This window comes from Streptomyces sp. NBC_00820, assembly GCF_036347055.1.
Lineage (GTDB): Bacteria > Actinomycetota > Actinomycetes > Streptomycetales > Streptomycetaceae > Streptomyces.
On the sequence record NZ_CP108882.1, the window covers coordinates 1,234,878 to 1,257,806 of the forward strand.

Here is a 22,929-nt window from a genome sequence, read left to right on the forward strand (position 1 = left end):
TGCCCGCAGGTTCCACAGTGCCATCGCACGGCACACGGCATTGTCGTCGTACGGAAGGCGGCCGCCGCCACCGGGTCGCCGCGGCCACGGCCCGGAGGTCCGCGTCCACCACCGTCCCACCAGGGCGTTAGCATGTTCGACGAGACACGGGGTGCCCCCGCCGGGGGCTGAGATCACACCCGTCGAACCTGATCTGGCTCGTACCAGCGAAGGGATGTCGCGCATGACGCGCCCTGCCGACGATCTGTCCGCCCTCTGTGCCGAGGCGCTCACGCGACTGCGGGAGACCGGCCCGCTGGTGCAGTGCCTCACCAACAACGTGGTCACCAATTTCACCGCCAACGTGCTGCTCGCGCTCGGCGCGACCCCGGCGATGGTGGACATCCCCCAGGAGGCGGGACCGTTCGCGAAGGTGGCCTCCGGGGTGCTGGTGAACCTCGGCACCCCGCACGCCGAGCAGCGGGCGGCGATGACGGAGGCGGCCGGGGCCGCGGCCGGCTCCGGCACGCCCTGGGTCCTCGACCCGGTGGCCGTCGGATCGCTGCCGGTGCGCACCGCGCTCGCCCGGGACCTGCTCGCGTTCGCCCCGACCGTGGTGCGCGGCAACGCCTCGGAGATCATCGCGGTGGCCGGGAACGGCTCCGGCGGGCGCGGCGTGGACACGACCGACGACGTCGAGGCCGCCGCGTCCGCCGCGGCCTCCCTGGCCCGGTCCACCGGCGGCGTCGTCGCCGTCTCGGGCCCCGTCGACCTGCTCACCGACGGGCGCCGGACCGTGCGGGTCGCCAACGGCGACGCCCTGCTGACGCGGGTGACCGGCGGCGGGTGCGCCCTGGGGGCGGTCATGGCCGCCTTCGCGTCGCTCGTTCCCGCGGACGGCGACCGGCTCGCCGCCACCGCCGCGGCCGTCACCGTCTACACCGTCGCCGCCGAAGTGGCCGCGGCGCGCGCCACGGGGCCCGGCAGCTTCGCCGTCGCCTTCCTCGACGCGCTCGCCGGTCTCGACGAGGCCGCGCTCACCGCCCGGGCCGCGGTCTCGTGGGCGTGACCCCCGCCGGTCCGGGCCGGCCGGACTACTCCGTCTACCTGGTCACCGACACCGCGCAGTGCGCCGCCCGGGGCCGGGATGCGGTGGCGACGGTCGCCGAGGCCGTGGCCGGTGGCGCCACCGCCGTCCAGGTGCGCGAGAAGGACACCTCCGCCCGCGCCTTCCTCGACACGGTGCTGCGGATCTCCGTGGTGCTTCCGGAGCGGGTCGCGCTGTTCGTCAACGACCGGGTGGACGTCTTCCTCGCCGCCCGCGCGGCAGGCGCCCGCGTCACCGGCGTCCATGTCGGGCAGTCCGACCTGCCGCCCGGTGCCGTCCGCGCGCTGATCGGAGCGGACGCCGTGCTCGGTCTGAGCGCCGCGACCCCGGCCGAGCTGCGGGCCGCCGCCGAGGACCCGGCCCGGGTGGACTACGTGGGCATCGGGGCCCTGCACGCGACGCGCACCAAGACCGACGCGCCGCCCGCCCTGGGGCACGAGGGGTTCGCCGCGCTGGTGCGCGCCACGCCTCTGCCCGCCGTCGCGATCGGCGGGGTCCTCGTGGCCGACATGCCGTCATTGCGCGCGTCCGGTGCGGCGGGGGGCGCGATCGTCTCCGGCATCTGCGCCGCCGCCGACCCGCGCGCCGCCGCACGGTCCTACGCGGACGCGTGGGCCTCGGGAGTGCGGGCCTGAGCCTCGGCTCCCCTACGGGGCGTTGCCGGGGCCGTACCAGTCCAGGCACAGCACGGTGGCGTCGTCGGCCAGGCGCCCTTCGCAGGCTTCGGTGACCGCTGCGGTCAGGGTGCGCACGACCTCGCGGGGGTGGTCGGTGGCGGTGTCATGGATCAGGCCGGGCAGGTCGACGGCCGCCGCCCGGCGTTCCCGCATCCCGTCGGTGTGCAGTACGAGGCGGTCGCCGGGCCGCAGGTCGAGGTTCTGCACCCGGTAGGGGCCGGGCGCCGGGACGCCGAAGGGCAGGTCGACGTTCAGGCCCACCTCGCCGACCGTGCCGTCGCGCAGGCGCAGCGGCCAGGGATGGCCCGCGTTGACGACCTGTGCGCCCCGGCCGTCGAGGGCGATGCGCAGCAGCTGGCCGGTGGCGTGGGTGCCGTGTCCGTGGTCGAGGAGGGCCTGGTGGGTGCGGCGGGCCTGTTCGGCCAGGTCGGTCCCTTCGCGGCGGGCGCCGCGTGAGGCGTTGACCAGGAGGGTGGCCATGAGGGACGCGGCGACGTCGTGGCCCATGGCGTCCGTGACGGACAGATGCAGGGTGCCGGGGTCGAGGGAGTAGTCGTAGGTGTCACCGGCGACGCTCTCGGCCGGCACCAGGGCCGCGGCGAGCGCGAACTCGGCCGCCTCGTGGGACGCCGCCGACGGCAGGAGCTGGTGCTGGATCTCGGCGGCCAGGGTCAGCGGGGCGGTGCGCCGGCTCCACTGGTAGACGTCGGTGAAGCGGCGGTCGGTCACGATGACGTACGCCAGCGCGTGCGCGGTCTCCTCGATCTGCTCCAGCACGTCCTGCGGCGCGTGCGGGAGGAAGAGTTCGAGCACGCCGATGGTGTCGCCCCGGTGGCTGACGGGTACGAGCACCCGCTCCGCCCGCTCGCCGTCCGGCACCCGCAGCGGTCTCTGGGTGCGCAGGACCTCGTCGTAGGCGCTGCCGGCCAGCGGGGTCTCGCCGGCGCGCCTGTCCTGGTCCGGGGTGGCCTCCTCGCTGATCCGCACCACCCGGCGGCCGGCCACGTCGAGGAGCAGGAACGACACGTACCACGCGCCGAACCGGTCACGCAGACCACGCGCGACGACGTCGAGGGACCTCATCGGGGCGACCGCCTCCGCCCTCGCCAGCACCCCGGCCAGTCCGATCCGATCACGCGCCACGACAGCCTCCCTGGGTCTCACCGACTCTTTCTCACAGCCGGCCGGGGCATCGGCGGTACGACACGCCTCCTCACGGGAGAACCGGATCGGCACGCCTGTCACGCAGAGTCACTTTCGGTCCTGTTTTGCCGGGGATCGGCGCAGGTAGGACGCGTATGCGGGGCGAGTAGCCGCCGCGGACACGACTCGACGAGACAACACACATGGAGTCGAAGGTGAACCACAGGAGCCACCTCTCCCGGGCCGTCACCGTGACGGCCGTCCTCCTCCTCGGTCCGGGCCTCCCGGGCACCCAGGCGCTGGCCGCCCCGTCGCGGGCCGCGGCCGCCACCCCGCCCGGCCTGTCCTGCACCACCGGGAAGCACAACAACGACGAATACACCGGCTTCGCCCTGTGCGAGAACCGGGGGTCCCAGACCCAGACCTTCTGGGTGCACCTCGTGTGCGGCTGGTCACCCGACGTCGACGGCGACCATGTCACGGTCCCGCCCGGCGGCGTCAACCAGTCCACCGCCCACTGTTCCGTCCTCGGTTCGGGCATCGGGGAGATCAGCGTGCAGCCGTAGTCCGCGGGGCCGCCGTACCGGCTGTACTCGCCGTACCTGCCGAGGCCGCCATGGCCGGCAACGCCCGGCCCGACGGCACCTTTTGGCCGATACAGCGCATTAGCGAGGATCCGGGTGAGCCCGGACGTTACGGTGGACCCGGATCTTTCCCAGGAGCGCCGCCGGGCCGAAGTCCGGCTGCGCTCCTGAGAGTTGTCGCGGGTCCGCGTCCGTCGCCGTACGCCTCCGTTCGCTGGAAAGGTGTCGCCATGACCGGAAAGAAGCGGCTCACCACTCTGGTCGGCCTGCTCGCGCTCGCTCTGGGAAACGTCGCCCTCGTCTCCACCCCCGCGCACGCCGCGGCCGGCACCATCTCCTGCACCGGCTGGAGCCATACGACCTACAGCCCCGGCCTGACCAACACCGTGCGCCCCACGACGGTGACCGTGGCCGGCCGGCTGAACGTCATCGACGAGCACAGCCCGACCGGCAGTTGCCTGGCGCTCGGCTCCAGCGCCTCGGCCGGCGTACGGAACGTGACCGCGCTGCTGAACCTGAGCTGCAACGCCGTCCTGACCGAGACGGGCACGGAGACGATCGAGTGGAACGACGGGCGGTCCACGTCCTTCTCCTTCACCGCGACCGCCGCGCACGTCGGCTCCAACACCGTGCTGACCGAGACCGGCACGGTCACCTCCGGCGAGTTCCTCGGCGAGAAGGTGGTGGAGACGTTCACCGCGGCCAACCTGGCCTTCACCGACTGCGCCACCGAGACCGGGGTCACCAGCCTCGACTACGCGACGGTGCTCACCGTCCTGCCGCTGTAGGGGAGTTCGTCACGCCGGTCAGAACACGCGGATCGGGATCTCCGCCGGGTCGGCGAGCAGTTCGGTGATCTCGTCGTCCAGCCGGACCAGCGTGACGGAGGCACCGGCCATGTCGAGCGAGGTGCAGTACTCCCCCACGTAGCTGCGCCAGATCTCGATGCCTCGCTCGGCCAGTTGCCTGTGGACCCGCCCGTACACGAGGTAGAGCTCACCGATGGGTGTGCCGCCGAGGCCGTTGACCATCAGCGCGACACGGTCACCGGCCGAGAACGGCAGGTCGTCCACCACCGCCTCGACGAGTTCGCCCACCATCTCGTCCGCCGACCGCAGCTCCTCCCGTCTGCGGCCCGGCTCCCCGTGGATGCCGACGCCCATCTCGACCGCGTCGTCGGGAAGTTCGAAGAGCGGCGAACCCTTCGCGGGCGGGGTGCAGGCGGTGAGCGCCATGCCCATCGTCCGGGTGACGGAGTTGACCTTCTCCCCGATCCGGTACACCTCGTCGAGGTCCGCGCCCCGCTCGGCGGCCGCGCCGACGGCCTTCATCACGAAGAAGTTGCCGGCGACCCCGCGTCTGCCGACGGTGTACGTCGAGTCCTGTACGGCCACGTCGTCGTCGATGAACAGCGTCCGCACGCTCACCCCGTCGGCCTGGGACAGCTCCTCGGCCATCTCGAAGGCCATCCGGTCGCCGGTGTAGTTGTTGACCAGCAGCAGGACACCCTTCGGGGAGGCGACCAGTCTGACCGTCTCGTAGACCGACTCGGCCGGCGGGGCGGAGAACACGTCGCCGGGGCAGGCGGCGTCGAGCATCCCCTTGCCGACGGTCATCACATGCGCCGGCTCGTGACCGGACCCGGACCCCTGGACGATGGAGACCTTGTCCTCCCGCGGGGCGTCGGCACGCATGATCAGGTTGTACTCGGGGACGTACCTCAGCGTGTCGGGGTTGGCCAGGGCGAGCCCCTCCAGCATCTGCGCCACGTAGTCCCGCGGGTCGTTGACGAACTTCTTCATCCCGTCGCTCCTTCGTGGTACCGGTCCGGGTGCCGGAGGCGGCCCGGGAACCAGGCCCGGCGTCAGCCGTCAGTCGCGGGCGTCCCAGTCCGCCGCGACCCGCTCCGCCATGACGGCGACCGCCACCGCGCCCGGGTCCGGCGAGCCGATGCTGCGCTCGCCGGTGTAGCTCTGGCGCCCGCGCCGGGCCTGCATGGATGTCGTCGCGTCGGCCGCGGCACGGGCCGAAGTGGCGGCCAGCCGGGCCAGTTCCGCCGCGCTGTCCCCCTGTTCGCCGTCGGCCAGCCGCTGCTCCAGGGCGTCGGTCATCGGTATCAGCGCGTCCAGCAGCGTCTTGTCTCCCAGGCCGGACTTTCCCCGCGTCCCTATTCCCTCGGCCGCGGCCCGCAGCATGGCCACCGCGTCCCGGGCGTCCGGTTCCGGCCGGTCCTTCACGGCCCCGGACGCCCGCAGGAACGCCGTGCCCCACAGCGGCCCCGACGTGCCGCCCACCCGCTTGGAGATCACCAGAGCGACGTTCTTGAGGAGGTCGGCCGGCGTGCCCGTCGCGAGGGTGTCCCAGTCGGCGAGCACGATCTCGAAGCCGCGGGCGAGCGAGAACCCGAAGTCCCCGTCGCCCGCGACGGCGTCGAGGTCGCTGAAGGCCTTCTCGTTGTCGACCGCCGTCCGGGCCATGGTCCGGACGACGAAGGCGAGGTCGTCGGCGGGGGTCGATGGCGATGACATGACTCTCCTGACTGCGGCGGCTTCAGCGGGAACGCGGATCGGCACCGGGCGGAGCGGAGTCGGATGAACCGGCCGCGGACACTCCCGACGGAGTGGTCACCGAGCGGCCGTCGCCGGTGGTTCCCGAGCGGCCGCCGGCAGTGGCCCCCGCGCGGGCGCCGGCGTCGAGCAGCGCGGCCAGGTCCGCGAGCACCACCCACGGCCCCGGGTGGACGCCGGCCGGATCGCTCAGCACCCGGCTGACGGTCTCCCGCGGCGGCGGGTCGCCGAGCGAGGTGACCACCAGGGAGGCCCCGGTGAAGTCCTCCTCCTCGGTGTAGGCGCTGGTCGTGACGGCACAGGTCAGCCCGGCGCCGAGCGCGGCCAGCATTCCGTTGCGGCTGTCCTCGATCGCGACGGCGTCCGACGGATCGACACCCAGCCGGTCCACGGCGAGGGCGTATATGTCGGGAGCGGGCTTCTTCCGTCGGACCACGTCCCCGGCGAACACGCCGAAGTGAGCGGCCAGTTCCGGGCCCATGGCCAGTTCGAGCACGGCGCGGACGGACGCCTCCGCGGAGGTGGAGGCTACCGCGAGCGTCCACCCGGCCTCGTACGCCTGCGCCGCGACCCGTCGCACGCCGGGCCTGGGCGGTATGCGCCCGCCGCGGATGATCCCGGTGTAGATCTCGGTCTTGCGCCGGTGCCAGCCGGCAAGTTGCTCCTCCAGCGCGGCAGGGTCGGCGGGGAGACCGGCGGCAGCGACGAAGTCCGGGGTCAGCAGTGTCCGCATCCGCTCCTTGCCGCCGCCGACCTTCAGCTTCTCCGCGTACTCCGCGTCGGTCCACCGTACGGGGAGGCCGAATTCCGCGAACGTCTCGTTGAACGCGGGCAGGTGTCCGTCGCGTTCGGTGTCGGCGAGGACGCCGTCGCAGTCGAAGACGAGCGCGGGCATGGTCTCAGCCCGCCCGCCCGGCGCTGCCGAAGAGCCGCATCAGGGAACCGGCCAGGTCGACGACGTCCTGGCGTACGGCCCGGAAGAGCGACGGCGGGTCCCACTTCTGCCGCTCCGCCGCCGTTTCGAGGAAGGCCAGGTTCGACTTCATGTACGTCTCCTTGAGGGCGGTCGAGATGTTGACCTTCGCGCACCCCCGGGAGATCAGGTCGCGGAACTGCTCGTCGGACAGTCCGCTGCCGCCGTGCAGCGCGATGGGCACCGGATGCGCGGCCACGATGTCGGACACGCGCTGGGCGTCGAGCACCGGCGCCTGTCTGTACGATCCGTGGGCGTTGCCGATCGCCGGTGCGAAGACGTCGACCCCCGTGGTCCGCAGGAAGTCCAGGGCGACCGCGAGGTCCTGCTGCGGGGCGGCGGCGTCGCTGCCGATGCCGTCCTCCACGCCGGTGATCGATTCGATCTCGCCCTCGACCGCCGCCCCGTACCCACGGGCCTCCGCGACGACCTCGACCGTCTGCCGCATGTTCTCCTCGACCGGCAGCTCGGAGGCGTCGAAGAGCACGGAGTTCCATCCCCGCCGCAGGCACTCGGTGATGACCTCGCGATCCGGACAGTGGTCCAGGTGCAGGGTCACCGGGACCTCGATGCCGGCGGTCATGGCGGTCCACATGGCGTAGAGAACGTCGCTGCCGATGGACTTCACCGTCTTCACCGACGTCTGCACGATCAGCGGTGACTCGTTCTCCACCGCAGCCGCCAGCACGGCCTCCATCGTCAGGTCGTTGAACACGTTGATGGCGGGTACGGCGTAGCGCTCGTCGAAGGGCCCGGAGAGGATCTCGGTCAGCGGCTTCACACCCACGGCGCCTCCACGTCTGCGCCCCCACCTTCCTATTCCACGCCCGCGCATCGCACCCTGCCACTTTTGGCATGCCACGGGCAGGGTCCGGCGGTGCCACACCTTGAGCCGGGACTTAGGAAGGGGCTCAGCAGGAGTCCGTCAGGCCACCGGTCCAGGTGGCGTCAGGCCACCGGTTCAGCAGTCGGTCAGGCCATCGGCCTAGGAAGAGCACAAGAAACGGCGGCGACAGGGTAACCGGATCACATGAGCCCAGACGTCGATCTCACTGCTGCCCCCGGCGCCGGCCGCGGCGCCCTGCGCCGGCTGCTCTCCCTCGACTCACGGATGTTCGAAGTCGCCGCCGAGCGGCACTGGCCGGGTGCCGAGGCGGTGCTGCCGAGGCTGAGCCGGAGCGCGAACCACGGAGTGCTGTGGTTCGCTGCGGCTGCCGCGATCGCCGCGAGCCGTACTCCGCGGGCTCGGCGGGCCGCCGTCCGCGGGGTGGCCTCGCTGAGCCTGGCCTCGCTGACCATCAACACCCTCGGCAAGTGGTCGGTGCGGCGCGCCCGGCCGGTACTGGAGGCGGTGCCGCTCGCCCGGCAGCTGAAGCGGCAGCCGATCACCACGTCCTTCCCCTCGGGGCACGCCGCGTCGGCGGCGGCCTTCGCGACGGGTGTCGCCCTCGAGTCGCCGGGGTGGGGGGCGGCGGTGGCGCCCGTGGCGTTCTCCGTGGCCGCGTCCCGTGTCTACACGGGGGTGCACTTCCCGAGCGACGTGCTCGCGGGGGCCGCGCTGGGCGCGGGCGTCGCTTTCGCCGTACGACGTCTGGTGCCGACGCGTGCCCAGGTGGTGCCGCCGGCGCGACCGCTGGCGCAGGCACCGGCTCTGCCCGAGGGCGACGGTCTGGTGATGGTCGCCAACCGCGCCTCGGGCACCTCCGACCGGGTGCGGGTCCTGCGGGAGGCGCTACCGAAGGCGGAGATCGTGGAGTGCGAACCCGAGGAAGTGCAGGCCGAGTTGGAGAAGGCAGCCACGCGGGCGCGAGCGCTCGGGGTGTGCGGTGGCGACGGGACGGTGAACTCGGCGGCCGCGGTGGCCCTGCGCTACGGCCTGCCCCTGGCGGTACTGCCCGGGGGCACGCTCAACCACTTCGCCTACGACTTGCAGGTGGAGGACGAGAACGGGCTCGCCGACGCCGTACGCGAGGGCGAGGCGGTGCGGGTGGACGTCGGACGGTTCGTCGCCGACAACCGGGAGGGCATCTTCCTCAACGCGCTGAGTCTGGGCGTCTATCCGGAACTCGTGCGCACGCGGGAGCACTGGTCGTCCCGGATCGGCGGCTGGTCGGCCGGTGTGCTCGGAGCGTGGCAGGTGCTGCGCGCCGACCGGCATCCCGTGGTGGTCGAACTGGAAGGACAGCGCCATCCCTTGTGGTTGCTGTTCGTGGGCAACGGCATGTACCACCGCATGGGTCTCGCCTCCGGCCGGCGGACCGACCTGGCGGACGGGGTGCTCGACGTGCGGGTGGTGCACGGCAGCAGGAAACCCGCGCTGCCCCTGCTGGGCGCCGCGATCGCGGGCCCGCTGACCCGTTCCCCCGCGCATGCGGCCGTACGGCGGCAACGGCTGCGGCTCACCGGCCTCGCCCCGGGCACGCCCCTGGCGTACGACGGGGAGATCGCCGAGGTGCGGGGCGACCTGCTGCTGGAGAAACTGCCCGCGGCCCTGACCGTCTACCGCCCGCTGTCCTGACCGACCGGTACGGACACCGGCACGGACACCAGTACGGGAACCAGTACGGGAACCAGTACGGGGACCGATGCGGACACCGGACCGATGCGGACACGTTCGTCGGCACCCCGTCGCGGGTGCGCTCCTTCACACACGGTGCGCACCCGCTGCGAGGTGCCGTGATGGAGTTGAGGGGCCGCGTCCGCGAGCGGGCGTCACCAGTAGTGGCGACGGCCGCCGACGGCGTGACCGACCGAGCCGAGAATCCAGAGGATGAGTCCGATCACCACGAGGATGATTCCGATTGTCCAGAGGATGCCTATTCCCGTGAGGAATCCGACGATCAGCAGGATGATCCCGAGGATGATCATTTTGGCCTCCGGCGCCTTGTCCTGAGGAGGGGGACTGCCCTCCGTGTGCCTCTGCGCTCGCGTGACGCGCGCGTACGGACGTTCCCGCCTCGGGCACTGACCGCGAGGCGTGGCCGCTCCTCCTTCCCGGCTTTCCGATTCCTGCGCGAACGCCGAGTACCCCGATCGGCACGACGCATACAGCCTCACCCGTGCCCCGATCCCGACCGGCACGGACGGGGCCCGCGGGAGGCGGCTGAGCGGGCGCCCGGGCCGCCACCCCCATACAGCCCGCCCTCCTTGTGTGGCCCGCACACATGCCCCCTCCCACCCCCCGGTGCCTAACGTGTGCGCCGCGAGGTCACCGTGTCCGGACCACCGAGACCACCGGGAACACCGGGAACACCGGGAACACCGGACGCGTGTGAACCGAGGACACCGATCGCGTGGACAGGGGGGCCGGAACATGCGGTACGGAAGAGGCCATGGAGGCCGGTGGCGTCTGCTGCTCGCCCTCCTGATCGCGGTGGTGGCCGGAGTACCGGCCGCCGGGGGCACTGCTTCCGCCGCCGCGCCACCGTCCTACCTCACCTTGGAGGCGAGCTACGGCGCCGGCACCGTCACCAACGGCTGGGAACGTGTGGAGCGTTATCTCGACACCACCTCGGGCTTCCGCACGGAGGGCTTCCCGCCGGACGGTCGCGGGGACCAGGACGGCAAGCGGGTGACGTACTTCGGTGGTGTCGCACGCCCGTACTCCGGCCGCTTCCTGCTCTACTCGGCACCCGGCTGGAACACCGGCGCCCAGAGCACACCCGTCCTCCTCGTCCACGGCGCGAACGACACCGCCGACCGTGCCTGGGCCAACCCGGGAGAGGCCGGCGGCTACGGCTGCGGGGCCCTGTCGTGCCCGTCCACCGGGCTGATGCAGTACCTCGCCGGGCGCGGCCACCGTGTCTTCGCCGTCGGCTTCGCGCACAAGCAGGGCGACAACCTGATGCAGGCCCAGGTCGTCGGCGACGCCATCGCCGTCATCAAGGCGAAACTGGGCGTCGGCAAGGTCGACCTCGTCGGCTGGAGCAAGGGCGAGATGTCGGCGCGGGCGTACGTGTCGTCGCTGAAGCCGAGCTGGGGGCGTCCGTACGCCGGTGACGTGCGCAGGCTGATCACCGTCGGCGGTCCGAACGGCGGTTACGACTACCCGTACGCGCACGGCTGGGCGCACGACTTCTCGATCTGGCCCGAGTGCGGAGGGACGGTCAACGCGCCCTCCCCGCACTCCTCCATGACCTGCTACGGCCAGTACACCTCGCACCCCGAGTTCTCGATGACACCCTCCGGCGGCTACGACGACTACCCCGGTCAGCGGCAGATGCTGGCCCGCTGGGACGGGGTGTACGGCGTCGACGGTTCCGCGCAGGACTGGTACACGACGTACTACGGCGGTCAGGGCTTCTACACGGCGGGCAGCGGCATCCAGGCCGCCGTCGACGCGGGTTCGCTGATCGCGCCCCTGCACAACGCCGGGGTTCCCGCGTCCGTCACCACCTATCTGCTGGCCGGCGGATCACCCGACGTGGTCGGCATCTTCAACGAGAACCGCGGGCCCAGCGACGGCGTCGTGTTCATCGCCAGCGCGCTCGACACCACCGGCGTCCCCACGGTCGGCGGCACCGCCACCATCGCCGGCGCCAACCACCTGGAACTGGGCTGGAACAGCTCGGCCGCCGACCGGATCGACACCTGGCTCTCGTAAAGGACACCACGGACCATGACCGCGAACCCGACCCCGACCCCGAATACGGCGGCGAACCCGACCACGAACGGCCTGCGCACCCGGCGCGTGACCACCGACCGCCTCGCCCTCCACATCACCGACCTCCGGGACGAAGGCGAACCGGTCGTCTTCGTCCACGGCAACGTCTCCTCCGGCGCCTTCTGGCGCACCACCCTCCCCCTCCTCCCCGACCGGTACCGCCCCATCGCACCGGACCTGCGCGGTTTCGGTGACAGCGACCCGCTGCCGGTCGACGCGACGCGCGGTCTGCGCGACTACGCCGACGACCTGCACGCGCTGCTCACCGAAATCGGGGTCGAGCGGGCGCATCTGGTGGGCTGGTCCATGGGCGGCGGGGTCGTCATGCAGTACCTGCGCGACCGTCCCGCCGCCGTGCGCTCGGTGACGCTGGTCAACCCGGTCTCCCCGTACGGCTTCGGGGGCACGCACGGCGTCGAGGGGACCCTCAACTCCGAGGACGGGTCCGGTTCGGGCGGCGCCACCGCCAACCCGGAGTTCGTGACGCGGCTCGCCAAGGGGGACCGCGGCAAGGACTCGCCCGTCTCCCCCCGCTCCGTCCTGGCGAGTTGCTACGTCAAGCCCCCGTGGCGCCCCGCTCCCGGCGACGAGGAGGCGTACGTCGAGTCCATGCTGACCACGCGGACCGGCGACGACCACTACCCGGGCGACAGCACGGTCTCGCCGGTCTGGCCGGGTGTCGCGCCGGGCACCCGGGGAGTCCTCAACTGCCTTTCCCCGCTGTACTTCCGGATCGACGAGCTGCATCTGATCGAGCCGAAGCCGCCGGTTCTGTGGATCCGTGGCGAGGACGATGTCATCGTCTCGGACACCTCGCTGTTCGACCTGGCGCACCTGGGCGCGCTCGGCGCGGTGCCGGGCTGGGACGGGACCCCCGCCCAGCCGATGGTGGCGCAGACCCGTCATGTCCTGGACCGCTACGCGGCGCGGGGCGGCGCGGTACGGGAGGTCGCCGTGCCCGGCGCCGGGCACGCGGTGCACCTGGAACGGCCCGGGGAGTTCACCGCGGCGCTGCTGGAACTGCTGGAGGTCCGGTCGGCATGACGGTGTGCGTCACCACCCGGCAGGGCGTCGTCCGGGGCCGTGTCGCCCCGGACGGCGTGGCGTCCTTCCTGGGCATCCCGTACGCCGCGCCGCCGTTCGGGCCCCGCCGCTTCCGCGCGCCGTGCCCGACGGACCCCTGGACGGGCGTGCGCGACGCCACGGCCCACGGCCCGACCGCGCCGCACGCGCCCTACGCGCCGCCCTTCGACGCCCTCGTCCCGGAGGACAGCGTCCCGGGCGAGGAGTGCCTGAACCTCAACATCTGGACGCCCTCCGCGGACCGGGGCGCCGGACTGCCGGTGATGGTGTGGCTGCACGGCGGGGCGTTCTCCAACGGCTCGGGATCGGCGCGGGGTTACGACGGGGGTGCCTTCGCCCGTGACGGGGTGGTGTGCGTCACGCTCAACTACCGCCTGGGCGCGGACGGTTTCCTCCGGCTGCCCGGCGTCCCCGACAACCGGGGCCTCCTGGACCAGGTGGCCGCCCTGCGCTGGATCCACGCCGAGATCGCCTCCTTCGGCGGCGACCCGGACCGGGTGACGGTCTTCGGGGAGTCGGCGGGCGCGATGAGCATCGGCGTCCTGCTGGCCACCGGCGGGGCACGTGGGCTGTTCCGCCGCGCGATCCTGCAGAGCGGCGCCTGCCACCACTTCCTGCGGCCCTCCACCGCCGACCTGATCACCGCCCGCCTCGCCGCGAACCTGGGCATCGAGCCGACCGCGGAGGCCTTCGCCGCGCTCCCTCTGGATACGCTGCTGCCCGCCCAGGCGGAGCTCCGCGCCGAGATGAACGCGCGGCCCGACCCCGCCCTGTGGGGTGAGGCGGCGCTCAATCTGATGCCCTTCGAGCCTGTGGCCGCCGGCCTGTCCCTCCCCGGTCCCGATTGCGGTGTCGACCTCCTGGTCGGCAGCAACCGCGAGGAGTACCGGCTCTTCCTGGTCCCCACGGACCGCCTGGACGCCGTCTCCGAAGCACACCTGCGTGCGGCGACGGCCGGCTACGGCGTCGACCCGGACAAGGCGCTCCCCGTCTACCGCGCGGGCCGCCCGGCCGCCACCCCGGGCGAGCTCTTCGACGCGGTGGCGACGGACTGGTTCTACCGCATCCCCGCCATCCGTCTCGCCGAGTCCGTACCGGGGTCGTACATGTACGAATTCGCCTGGCGCTCACCTCGGTTCACCGGCCGTCTCGGCGCGTGCCACGCCCTGGAGCTGCCGTTCGTCTTCGACCGCCTCGACGACCCGTCGTACGCCCCGCTCCTGGGCCCCCGTCCGCCCCAGGCCCTCGCGGACGCGATGCACTCCGCGTGGGTGTCGTTCGCGAAGTCCGGTGATCCCGGCTGGCCCGCGTACGACACCGACACCCGTACGACCATGGTGTTCCACGAGGACGCGGCCCTGGAGGCCGACCCCCGCGGGGAGGCGCGGCTGCTCTGGGAAGGGGTGCGCTGAGGCCTCCCCGCGGACGGGACGCAGGCGATACGCCGTGCGCTGCCGGTGTCGCGACGAGCCGTCACATCCGGTGGGGCACGATCGCGACCGGGCATCGCGCGTGGTGCAGGAGCCTGTGGCTCACCCGGCCGAGCTGGAGTCCGAAGTGGCCTGTCCTGCGCCGCGCGCCGACGATCACGAGGTCGGCGTCCGCGGACCGGTCCACGAGGATCCTGCCCGCCGGGCCCTCGGCCGCCGTACGCCGTGTCCGTACCCGCGGGTGGGCGGCGCTCGCGTCGCCGAGTGCCTCGTCGAGCACCGCGAAGGCGTGCCGCCCGGGAGAGTGCGCCGGCCCCTCGGGTCCTGCGCCCTCGCCGGGTGCGAGGTGGGCGGGGCTGCGCCAGGCATGGACGACGTCCAGAACGCAGCCGCGCGCCTCGGCCTCACGGAAGGCGAAGCGCACGGCCTCGGCGGACGTGCCGGGGTCCCCCAGGCCGAGCAGGATCCGCCCGCGCGTCCCGCCGACGGCCGCCGGATCGCCCCGTACGACCACCACGGGGCACCGCGCACGGGCCGCCACGGCCAGACCGACCGAACCGAGCAGCAGCTCTCCCAGCTCACCGCGCCCGCGCGACCCCGTCACCAGGGCGTACGCGTGGTCGCCCGCGCTGACGAGGGCGGCCGCGGCATCCTCCGCGACGATGTCGGCGGTGACCGGTACCTCGGGGTCGCGCAGCCTCGCCCGCTCCACCGCGGAGGCCAGGATGTGCCGGCCCAGCAGCCGTTCGTCCGTGAGTTCCGATCCGGTCGGCGGCAGCGCGGCCTCGTAACGCACCCACAGGGAGGCGTAGACGAACCTCAGCGGGACACCGTGGCGGGCAGCCTCGTCCACGGCCCAGTCGACCGCCGCGCCGTTCGGCTCCGATCCGTCGACGCCGACCACCAGAGGGAGTGTCATCTCCCCCACCGCCTTCCCGGGGCTCCGGTCACCCTTGTGCCGTTCATGAGGCGAGGCAGGCGCCACGCGCCTCAAGTGAGCCAGTAAGCCAGATAATAGACATTCATGATTAATATCGCATTGGTCAACTCTTGCTGACATAGTGCCGCCATGACCACCACGACCGCCGGAACCCAGGCACGTGTCCGACGCCGTCTCCGTACCCGTCGCACGGCCCTCGTTGTCACCGGAGCCCTCGGCCTCACGGGTGCGGCCGTCGTCGCCGCGGCCACCCTGGGCGGGCGCGGCGCCGTGGACCGGCGGCACCTCGGCGCCACGGACCGTGCCGGGCATGCCGCACCCGGTGCCTCCGCCCACGCGCCCGGCGACACGCCGTCCCCCGGCGCCCGGGGCATCGGCGACCCGCTCATGCCGCTCGCCGGGAACGGCGGGTACACGGTCCGCCGCTACACGCTCGCGTTCGACTGGCGGGCGCCCCGCACACCGTTCCCCGCCGAAGCCACCATCCGCGCCACCGCCACACAGGCGCTGTCCCGGTTCGACCTCGACTTCGCGGGCAACACGCTCCACACGGTCACCGTCGACGGCGCCCCCGCCAGGGCCGTGCGTGAGGGTGACGAGCTGGTCGTCACCCCGGCGAAGCCGCTCCCGCGCGGGCGGACGTTCACCGTCCGGGTCACCTATACCGCCGATCCGGCACAACACCGGCACAGGGACGACGCGATCCAGGACTACGGCTGGGTGCCCACCGCCGACGGCACCCTGCTGTCGCCCCAGCCCGACGGCGCCAGGATGGTCTTCCCGGTCGACGACCACCCCAGCCTGCGGGCGCCCGTCACCTTCCGGATCACCACACCGCCGGGCCTGACCGCGGTGGCGAACGGCCGGCTCGTCGAACGGGTCCGGCAGGGCGACGGCCGGACCAGATGGACGTACGACTCGGAGCAGCCGCTGGCGGCGCAGCTGGTCCAGCTGGCCATCGGGAAGTTCGACCTCGCGGAGAGCGAAGGCCCGGGCGGCCTGCCCGTGCGGGACGTGGTCCCCCAGGGCCTGGTGGCCGACACCGAGAAGTACCGTTCACTCACCCCGGACCATCTGGCCTGGCTGGAGCAGCGGCTCGGGCCGTACCCCTTCCGCCGGTACGGCGTGCTGGTCGGGGACACCGACATGCCGGTGGCGCTGGAGACGCAGTCGCTGTCCGTCGTACCGAGCGCCGACCTGCTGGGGGATCAGGTCGACGCCGAGCGGAACCTCGTACACGAGCTGACACACCATTGGACCGGCGACAGCGTGGCCATCCGGCAGTGGTCCGACCTGTGGCTGAGCGAGGGTCACGCCCGTTTCTACGAACGCCTGTACTCCGACACGCATCGCGGCCCCTCCATGGAGGACGCGATGCGCGCCGCGTACGAGCAGCACGACCAGTGGCGGCACGACGACGGGGCACCCGCCGAGCCCGGTGCGGGGACGCTGTTCCGTCAGATGCGTTACGACGGCTCGGCGCTGGTGCTCTACGCGCTCAGGGAGAAGGTGGGCGAGGACACCTTCGAGCGGATCGAGCGGTCCTGGGTGACGACCTACCGGGGGCGCGTCGCCGGCACCCGAGACTTCGTCAGACTCGCCTCCGACGTGGCGAAAGAGGACCTCGCACCCTTCCTGGACCCCTGGCTGTACGGGGCGCACACGCCGCCGATGCCGGGCCGTCCCGACTGGCGGCCCGACCCGGTCGAGGAGGACTGAGACCTCCCCCCGCCGGCGGGGACGGCCTGCCGCCGACCGGGTGGCCTGCGTCCGCAGGCTGGTCCACGCGGTTGACGCTCGGCGCGACGCAGCGCGCGAGGCAAGGAAACGTACGAGGGGTGACGTGATTCGGACGCCCGCCTCGCGCCCGGTCGCATTTCTCTGGCCACGCCGACCCTCGTTGGAGACAACCGTATGAGAAAACGCGTCGCCCCCCGCGTCTCCAGTGCCGTACGCGGACACCGGCGGATCATCTGTGTGACCGCTTCGGCGGCGCTCCTGGTGCCGTTGCTGATCGACCGTTCGATCGATACCGGCGGACCCGCCGACCAGCGCCTGCAGGACGACTACACCGCCGCCGCGGACGAGTACCACGTACCGCGGAGCATCGTCCTGGGCGTGTCCTATCTGCAGTCGAGGTGGGACTCCCATCCGGGCACACCGAGTGTCGTCGGCGGCTACGGGCCGATGCACCTGGTGGACACCCGCGCGCTCCAGGACCGGCGGACGCCGCGCCGCTCCGCCAGTCCCCTGCCGGGCGCGGCGACGGCGGAGCCGCCCGCCCCCTACGCCGCCGGCGCCCCGGCCGACCGCACCGGCCAACCCGCCGACCTGCGCCGGGCCGCGAGCCTGATCGGGCTGCCGGCCGAGCGGCTGCGCGCGGACGACGCCGCCAACGTGCGCGGCGGCGCGGCCCTCCTCGCGGCGGCCCAGCGCAGCCTCGGCAAGCCGCTCAGCGCCAACCCGGCCGACTGGTGGGACGCCGTGGCCCGCTTCCCTGGCACGACCGACTCCGCGGCGGCGGCGACGTACGCGAACGACGTCTTCGAGGTCATCCACCGCGGCGCGCACCGCACCACCGACGCCGGACAGCGCGTCGCCCTCGCCGCGAACCCCCGGGTACGGCCGCACGCTCCCCGTACGTCGGGCGCGCAGGGGGCGCAGGGCGTCGAGTGCCCGGCCGGGGTGGCCTGCTCCTGGCTGAGCGCGCCGTACGTCAGGATCGACGAGGACGCGTACGGCAATCACGACCTGGCCGACCGGCCCAAGGACCAGCGCATCGAGTACATCGTCATCCACGACACCGAGGCGCCCCTGTCCTCGATGCTCCAGACCATCCAGGATCCGGAGGAGGCCTCCTGGCACTACTCCATCCGCTCCAGCGACGGTCACATCACCCAGCACATCAAGACCAAGGACGCGGCCTGGCACTCCGGGAACCAGTTCGTCAACGGCCGCTCGATCGGCGTCGAGCACGAGGGGTTCCTCCGGCACCCCGACGCCTGGTACACGGAGGAGATGTACCGGTCCTCGGCCCGGCTGGTCCGGTACCTGGCGAAGAAGTACCAGGTCCCGCTGGACCGGCAGCACATCTTCGGCCACGACAACGTGCCGTCCCCGACCGAGGAGTCGATCCCGGACATGCACGACGATCCGGGCCCGTTCTGGGACTGGCGGCACTACTTCGACCTGCTCGGCGCGCCCCTGCGGGGCACGGCGGGGCCGGACAGCGACGTGGTGATGATCCTTCCGGACTACGCCCGCAACACGCCGCGGTTCACGGGATGCTCCTCGAGCGGGGTGCCGTGCGCGCCGCACGGCTCCAGCGCCGTGCACCTGCACACCGAACCGGCCGACAACGCCCCGCTGATCCAGGACCCGGGCCGGCGTCCCGACGGTGACGACTCCACCGAGGACGTCAACGATCTCGGGTCGCGGGTCTCCGCGGGGCAGACCTTCGCGGTCGCCGACCGCAGCGGCGAGTGGACGGCGATCTGGTTCCAGGGCCACAAGGGCTGGTTCAGGAACCCGCCGAGCAACCCGGTGGCCGTCGGCACGCGCGGGCGGACGGTGACCCCGAAGGCCGGACTGAGCGAGATCCCCGTGTTCGGCCGCGCCCTCCCGGAGGGGGCCGCGTACCCGGACGGCGTGGACGAGCAGTCCGAGTCGCCGCTCCCCTACACCATCAGCGCGGGCCAGCGGTACGTGACGCAGTCCCGCGTGCTCGGCACCTACGTCGACCGGTCGTCGTTCGGGGAGTCACCGGCCCCCGTGGTCAAGGGCGAGGAGGCGTACTACGAGATCCAGCTCGACCACCGGCTCGCCTACGTCCGCGCCGGCGACGTGGACGTGGTGAACCCGCCGGCCGCGGCGGGCCCGAACGTGGCCCCTCCGCAGGCTCCGAAGCCCTGACCCGGCCGAGGCCGGCCCCGCTCGCGCGTGGGGCCGGCCTCGCACGTGTCTCTTCCACGGAGGAAGCCGTACGTCTCCTGGACGCCTCGACGACGAGCCGTGAGACTGGACGCGCCCCACACCCCCGCTCGCCAGGACGGTGACCATGGAAGAGGAAATCCCGCGCGTCGAACTCACCCCGCAGGCGGCCGAACTGGTGCGGCGTCTGCGAGCCGAGCACGGTCCGCTGATGTTCCATCAGTCGGGCGGCTGCTGCGACGGCAGCGCGCCGATGTGCTATCCCGACGGCGAGTTCCGCACCGGCGGCTCGGACGTGCTGCTGGCCGAGCTGACGGTGGAGGGCGTCGGGGAACCGGTGACGTTCTGGATGTCGAGGAGCCAGTACGAGGTGTGGAGCCACACCCGGCTCATCGTCGACGTGGTGCCCGGTCGAGGCAGCGGATTCTCGCTGGAGGCACCCGAGGGGGTACGTTTTCTCACTCGTTCTCGCGTAGTCGACGCCTAGCCACCCCGCGAGCCGCCGCCGTCTGGTGCACTTCCCCTGATTCCTGGGACAGTTGACGAGACATCAGGGGGCGTAGTGACGCGACGTCGGCGGCGTTCGGCAGCGGGCAGATCGGTTCTCACGGTTCTCACGGCGTTCGGCGTACTGGCCGGTGCGGCCCTCGCGGGGGCGGCACCGGCCAGCGCCGCACAGGCGGGCGGACGGCTCGCGCCGGGCGTCACCTACCGGCAGTTCGACGTGCCGGCGGCGGCGGGGACGGCCCACGCCCATCTGCTCACCGTCGAGCTGGACAATCCGCACGTCCACCTCGACCTGTTGTATCCGGGTGCGGTGGCCGCCCGCGCGACCGTCTCACGGCTGGCCGACTCGGCCGGCGCGATCGCGGGCGTGAACGGTGACTTCTTCAACATCAGCGAGACCCAGCACCCGGGCGTCGAGGCAACCGGCGCGCCCGTGGGCCCGGCCGTCGCGGACGGTCGGGTGCTGAAGGCGGCGGTGCCGAAGGGGCAGCGGTTCGGGCCCGCGCTGCCGCCGGGCACGACGACACAGGACGTTCTCGGTGTCGGCACCGACCGGCGGGCCCGGATGGACCGCCTCGGACTCGTCGGGTCCGTGGTCACTCCGGTGGAGCGGCTGCCGCTCCAGGGTCTCAACCAGTACGCGCTGCCGCAGAATTCCGTCGGTGCCTTCACCGCGAGCTGGGGCAGCGCCTCCCGCGTACGCGCCACCTGCGGCACCGACACCGACCGGGCGGCGGCGTGCAGCCCGGACACGTACGAGGTGACGGTGCGGGACGGCCGGGTGGTGTCCGCCGCCGACACACCGGGCAGCGGGTCGATCGGCGCCGGCACCACGGTCCTGGTCGGGCGCGAGGCCGGCGCGCAGCGGTTGCGCAAGCTGTCGGTCGGCGATCCGGTGACCGTCACGCACGACCTGGTGGCGGCGTCCGCCCGGGCCCCGTTCGAGTTCGCGATCGGGGGCTACCCCGTGCTGCGCGACGGCAAGCCGCTGTCCGGACTGGACGACAGCACCTCGGCCGTGCGCACCGTCGTGGGCTTCGCGGGCGACGGGCACCGGATGCTGATCCTCGCTCTGGACGGGGCGGTCGCCTACCGGAGCGGGATGACCATCGCGGAGGAGGCGTCCACTCTGCGCACGCTGGGCGCGACGGACGCTTTCAACCTCGACGGCGGCGGATCCTCGGAGATGGTCACTCGGGCGTCCGGTGAGCAGGCAGTGACCGTGCGCAACCACCCGAGCGGTGGCGCCGAGCGGCCCGTCGCGAACGGCGTCGGGGTCTTCTCGACCCCTTGACACCGGCCGGCTCGACACCGCCCGCCGATATCGGTTCGGCTCGATACCCGCCGGCTCGATACTCGTCCGCCTTGACACCCGGCGACCTTGATACCCGTCGGGTGTTCCCGGTGGGCGTTCCCCGTAGGCGTTCCCGGTGGGCGTTTTCGTGCCGTCCCCGGCTTCCGTCCGGAGGCCGGGGACGGCACGAGGATCGTGTAGCCAATGTCGCACTCCGCGTGTAGCCGATTCCGACGACAAGCCCACTCCCCGTTCACGAGTGAATTTCACCGGCACCCGCTCGGCGCGGTAAATGAACGGCGGCCGACACCGCCGCCGCACCGGCTCACTCCCTTCCGCGTGTGGGTACTTCTAGCGACACGGGAGGTCGGTCGGATTTTCCCCTCCCTACGATTCGAGTTGACTCCACCGATGCGCAAGACCAGTATCGGGACTGAGTCGCTTCGTCGACCGTGCGAGTTTCCAGGTCCAATGATGCGGATTTACGGCGCGTCGCACTTTCCCCCCGACTTGGATTGAGTTTCCGACGCATGGGCGAGACGAATCGGACCCGCTCCGCAGGAGGAGGGAAATCGATGAAAAAAGGAATTCTGGCGGCCGCGATAACGGCGGTGGTTTCCGCAGGATCGACCGTCTGCCTCATTCCAGCCTCCCAGGCTTCCGCCGTTCCCACCGTAGTCCCCGCGGCGTCATGCCGTGTCCAGGGTGGGACGGTAAGCGGTAGCGGCTTCACTCCCAATCAGTCGTACAACGTCACGCGTAACGGCGCTTCCGTCAGCCGCATCTCCGCGGGGTCGAAGGGCGACATTCAGGTCCCGGTTTCCGGCGACGGCCCGGTTTCCGTAGGCACCGTCAAGTGCGGTTCGTCGGGTGCGGGTTCGGGCTCGGGCGCGACAGGCGGCGCCGCAGAGGCAACCGCGAAAGGCACAGCCGCGGCACAGCAGGCTGTACGCAGTGGCGCTTCCCAGGCGCAGGCCACCGCAATAGGACGGCAGGCCGCACAGGCGGAGGCGCAGAGGCTCGGGTTGCCGCCCTCCGTGGTGAACCAGGTGACGAACAACGTCACGAACATCGTCAACAACACCATCAACGGAGGTCAGGGCAACACCATCGGTGGCACTCAGATCGGCGGCCAGGGGAACACCCAGGGCGGCACGCAGGGCGGAACCGGGAACACTCAGGGCGGGACGCAGGGCGGGACCGGGAACACCCAGGGCGGCACGCAAGGCGGTGGCACCGGCAGCACCCAGGGCGGGACCCAGGGTGGCGGGACCGGCAGCACCCAAGGCGGCACGCAAGGCGGCGGGACCGGCAGCACCCAAGGCGGGACGCAGGGTGGCGGGACCGGCAGCACCCAGGGCGGGACCCAGGGCGGCGGAACCGGCAGCACCCAAGGCGGCACGCAAGGCGGCGGCACGGGCAGCACGCAAGGCGGGACGCAGGGTGGCGGGACCGGCAGCACCCAGGGCGGGACCCAGGGCGGCGGAACCGGCAGCACCCAAGGCGGCACGCAAGGCGGCGGCACGGGCAGCACCCAGGGCGGGACCCAGGGCGGCGGAACCGGCAGCACCCAAGGCGGCACGCAAGGCGGCGGCACGGGCAGCACCCAGGGCGGGACCCAGGGCGGCGGAACCGGCAGCACCCAAGGCGGAACCCAGGGCGGCGGCACGGGCAGCACCCAGGGCGGCACGCAAGGCGGCGCCACCGACACCACCAAGCCCATGCCTTGAGGTGCGGGACGACCAGCGAAACCGCGGTAATGCGCTGCACTTTCACACATGGCCGGTCCCGATTCCAGAGACCGAGACGCCACGATGAGGGCCGCGCTCCGCGACTGCACATCACTAGATGCCGAGCAATCGGTGCTTTGTACGAAGAGGAAGGGAGCACGTCGTGCGGCTCAGTCGGAAGCAGCAGACAGCCACAGCAATCGTGTCGGTGGTCCTCGCGGGAGGACTCGTCTCCGTCGGATCCCCTGCAACAGCGGCGCCTGCACCGAGCAGCACAGCCTCCAACGCTCAACTGCAGGCCGGCAACAGCTTGTCGAAGGG

20 protein-coding genes and 1 riboswitch are annotated in these 22,929 nt (G+C 72.3%); of the genes, 13 read left to right on the forward strand and 7 right to left on the reverse strand.

What is annotated here, in order from left to right; all coding sequences use genetic code 11:
- Positions 1 to 137 precede the first annotated feature (137 nt).
- Positions 138 to 232: riboswitch (TPP riboswitch) on the forward strand.
- Both thiM and thiE read left to right on the forward strand, forming a co-directional pair.
- A complete protein-coding gene (thiM, locus tag OIB37_RS05670; protein ID WP_330456415.1) occupies positions 224 to 1,048 on the forward strand; it encodes a hydroxyethylthiazole kinase in 825 nt (274 codons plus the stop codon). Its footprint overlaps the riboswitch before it by 9 nt.
- The gene (gene thiE, locus OIB37_RS05675) at positions 1,045 to 1,722 is read left to right on the forward strand and encodes a thiamine phosphate synthase (protein ID WP_330456416.1); all 678 of its coding nucleotides are present in this window, start codon (positions 1,045 to 1,047) and stop codon (positions 1,720 to 1,722) included. The genes thiM and thiE overlap by 4 nt, the downstream gene beginning before the upstream one ends.
- Positions 1,723 to 1,734: 12 nt before the next feature.
- On the opposite strand, the gene OIB37_RS05680 is transcribed toward thiE, so the two are convergent.
- Positions 1,735 to 2,907, reverse strand: coding sequence for a SpoIIE family protein phosphatase (locus OIB37_RS05680; protein WP_330456417.1), 1,173 nt, complete (start codon positions 2,905 to 2,907; stop codon positions 1,735 to 1,737).
- A gap of 251 nt (positions 2,908 to 3,158) precedes the next feature.
- On the opposite strand from OIB37_RS05680, the gene OIB37_RS05685 reads away from it, so the two are divergent.
- Positions 3,159 to 3,473, forward strand: coding sequence for a hypothetical protein (locus tag OIB37_RS05685; RefSeq protein WP_330461773.1), 315 nt, complete (start codon positions 3,159 to 3,161; stop codon positions 3,471 to 3,473).
- 248 nt (positions 3,474 to 3,721) lie between these two features.
- The gene (locus OIB37_RS05690; RefSeq protein ID WP_330456418.1) at positions 3,722 to 4,279 is read left to right on the forward strand and encodes a hypothetical protein; all 558 of its coding nucleotides are present in this window, start codon (positions 3,722 to 3,724) and stop codon (positions 4,277 to 4,279) included.
- A gap of 18 nt (positions 4,280 to 4,297) precedes the next feature.
- Here OIB37_RS05690 and dhaK read toward each other — a convergent pair whose 3' ends face one another.
- From dhaK to OIB37_RS05710, 4 genes are all read right to left on the reverse strand, one after another.
- On the reverse strand, positions 4,298 to 5,293 hold the full coding sequence (gene dhaK / locus OIB37_RS05695) for a dihydroxyacetone kinase subunit DhaK (protein WP_330456419.1): 996 nt from the start codon (positions 5,291 to 5,293) through the stop codon (positions 4,298 to 4,300).
- A gap of 69 nt (positions 5,294 to 5,362) precedes the next feature.
- Positions 5,363 to 6,019 carry a dihydroxyacetone kinase subunit DhaL gene (gene dhaL / locus OIB37_RS05700; RefSeq protein ID WP_330456420.1) on the reverse strand — a complete coding sequence of 219 codons (657 nt, stop codon included), beginning with the start codon at positions 6,017 to 6,019 and terminating at the stop codon, positions 5,363 to 5,365.
- Positions 6,020 to 6,041: 22 nt separating this feature from the next.
- Positions 6,042 to 6,953, reverse strand: a complete 912-nt coding sequence (locus tag OIB37_RS05705) for an HAD-IA family hydrolase (protein WP_330456421.1) — start codon at positions 6,951 to 6,953, stop codon at positions 6,042 to 6,044.
- A 4-nt stretch (positions 6,954 to 6,957) separates the two neighbouring features.
- Positions 6,958 to 7,818 carry a class II fructose-bisphosphate aldolase gene (locus OIB37_RS05710; RefSeq protein ID WP_330456422.1) on the reverse strand — a complete coding sequence of 287 codons (861 nt, stop codon included), beginning with the start codon at positions 7,816 to 7,818 and terminating at the stop codon, positions 6,958 to 6,960.
- Between the two features lie 243 nt (positions 7,819 to 8,061).
- Here OIB37_RS05710 and OIB37_RS05715 point away from each other — a divergent pair, with 243 nt between their 5' ends.
- Positions 8,062 to 9,549 carry a bifunctional phosphatase PAP2/diacylglycerol kinase family protein gene (locus OIB37_RS05715; protein WP_330456423.1) on the forward strand — a complete coding sequence of 496 codons (1,488 nt, stop codon included), beginning with the start codon at positions 8,062 to 8,064 and terminating at the stop codon, positions 9,547 to 9,549.
- 194 nt (positions 9,550 to 9,743) lie between these two features.
- Here OIB37_RS05715 and OIB37_RS05720 read toward each other — a convergent pair whose 3' ends face one another.
- The gene (locus OIB37_RS05720; protein WP_330456424.1) at positions 9,744 to 9,899 is read right to left on the reverse strand and encodes a DUF6131 family protein; all 156 of its coding nucleotides are present in this window, start codon (positions 9,897 to 9,899) and stop codon (positions 9,744 to 9,746) included.
- A 445-nt stretch (positions 9,900 to 10,344) separates the two neighbouring features.
- Here OIB37_RS05720 and OIB37_RS05725 point away from each other — a divergent pair, with 445 nt between their 5' ends.
- Genes OIB37_RS05725 through OIB37_RS05735 form a run of 3 tightly spaced genes read left to right on the forward strand, consistent with a single transcriptional unit; the run spans position 10,345 to position 14,189 of the window.
- A complete protein-coding gene (locus OIB37_RS05725) occupies positions 10,345 to 11,634 on the forward strand; it encodes an esterase/lipase family protein (protein WP_330456425.1) in 1,290 nt (429 codons plus the stop codon).
- 15 nt (positions 11,635 to 11,649) lie between these two features.
- Positions 11,650 to 12,738, forward strand: a complete 1,089-nt coding sequence (locus tag OIB37_RS05730) for an alpha/beta fold hydrolase (RefSeq protein ID WP_330456426.1) — start codon at positions 11,650 to 11,652, stop codon at positions 12,736 to 12,738.
- Positions 12,735 to 14,189: a carboxylesterase/lipase family protein gene (locus OIB37_RS05735; protein ID WP_330456427.1), complete on the forward strand. Its 1,455-nt coding sequence runs from the start codon at positions 12,735 to 12,737 to the stop codon at positions 14,187 to 14,189. Before OIB37_RS05730 ends, OIB37_RS05735 begins: the two co-directional genes overlap by 4 nt.
- A gap of 61 nt (positions 14,190 to 14,250) precedes the next feature.
- On the opposite strand, the gene OIB37_RS05740 is transcribed toward OIB37_RS05735, so the two are convergent.
- Positions 14,251 to 15,126: a universal stress protein gene (locus OIB37_RS05740; protein ID WP_330456428.1), complete on the reverse strand. Its 876-nt coding sequence runs from the start codon at positions 15,124 to 15,126 to the stop codon at positions 14,251 to 14,253.
- Positions 15,127 to 15,276: 150 nt separating this feature from the next.
- On the opposite strand from OIB37_RS05740, the gene OIB37_RS05745 reads away from it, so the two are divergent.
- The 5 genes from OIB37_RS05745 (at position 15,277) to OIB37_RS05765 (ending at position 22,608) form a co-directional block, all read left to right on the forward strand.
- Positions 15,277 to 16,866, forward strand: coding sequence for a M1 family metallopeptidase (locus OIB37_RS05745; RefSeq protein WP_330456429.1), 1,590 nt, complete (start codon positions 15,277 to 15,279; stop codon positions 16,864 to 16,866).
- A gap of 195 nt (positions 16,867 to 17,061) precedes the next feature.
- A complete protein-coding gene (locus tag OIB37_RS05750; protein WP_330456430.1) occupies positions 17,062 to 19,059 on the forward strand; it encodes an N-acetylmuramoyl-L-alanine amidase in 1,998 nt (665 codons plus the stop codon).
- Between the two features lie 145 nt (positions 19,060 to 19,204).
- Positions 19,205 to 19,564, forward strand: coding sequence for a DUF779 domain-containing protein (locus tag OIB37_RS05755; RefSeq protein WP_330456431.1), 360 nt, complete (start codon positions 19,205 to 19,207; stop codon positions 19,562 to 19,564).
- 75 nt (positions 19,565 to 19,639) lie between these two features.
- Complete coding sequence (locus OIB37_RS05760; RefSeq protein ID WP_330456432.1) at positions 19,640 to 20,878, forward strand: phosphodiester glycosidase family protein; 1,239 nt, start codon at positions 19,640 to 19,642, stop codon at positions 20,876 to 20,878.
- A 575-nt stretch (positions 20,879 to 21,453) separates the two neighbouring features.
- Complete coding sequence (locus OIB37_RS05765; protein ID WP_330456433.1) at positions 21,454 to 22,608, forward strand: hypothetical protein; 1,155 nt, start codon at positions 21,454 to 21,456, stop codon at positions 22,606 to 22,608.
- The last annotated feature ends 321 nt before the right edge of the window (positions 22,609 to 22,929 follow it).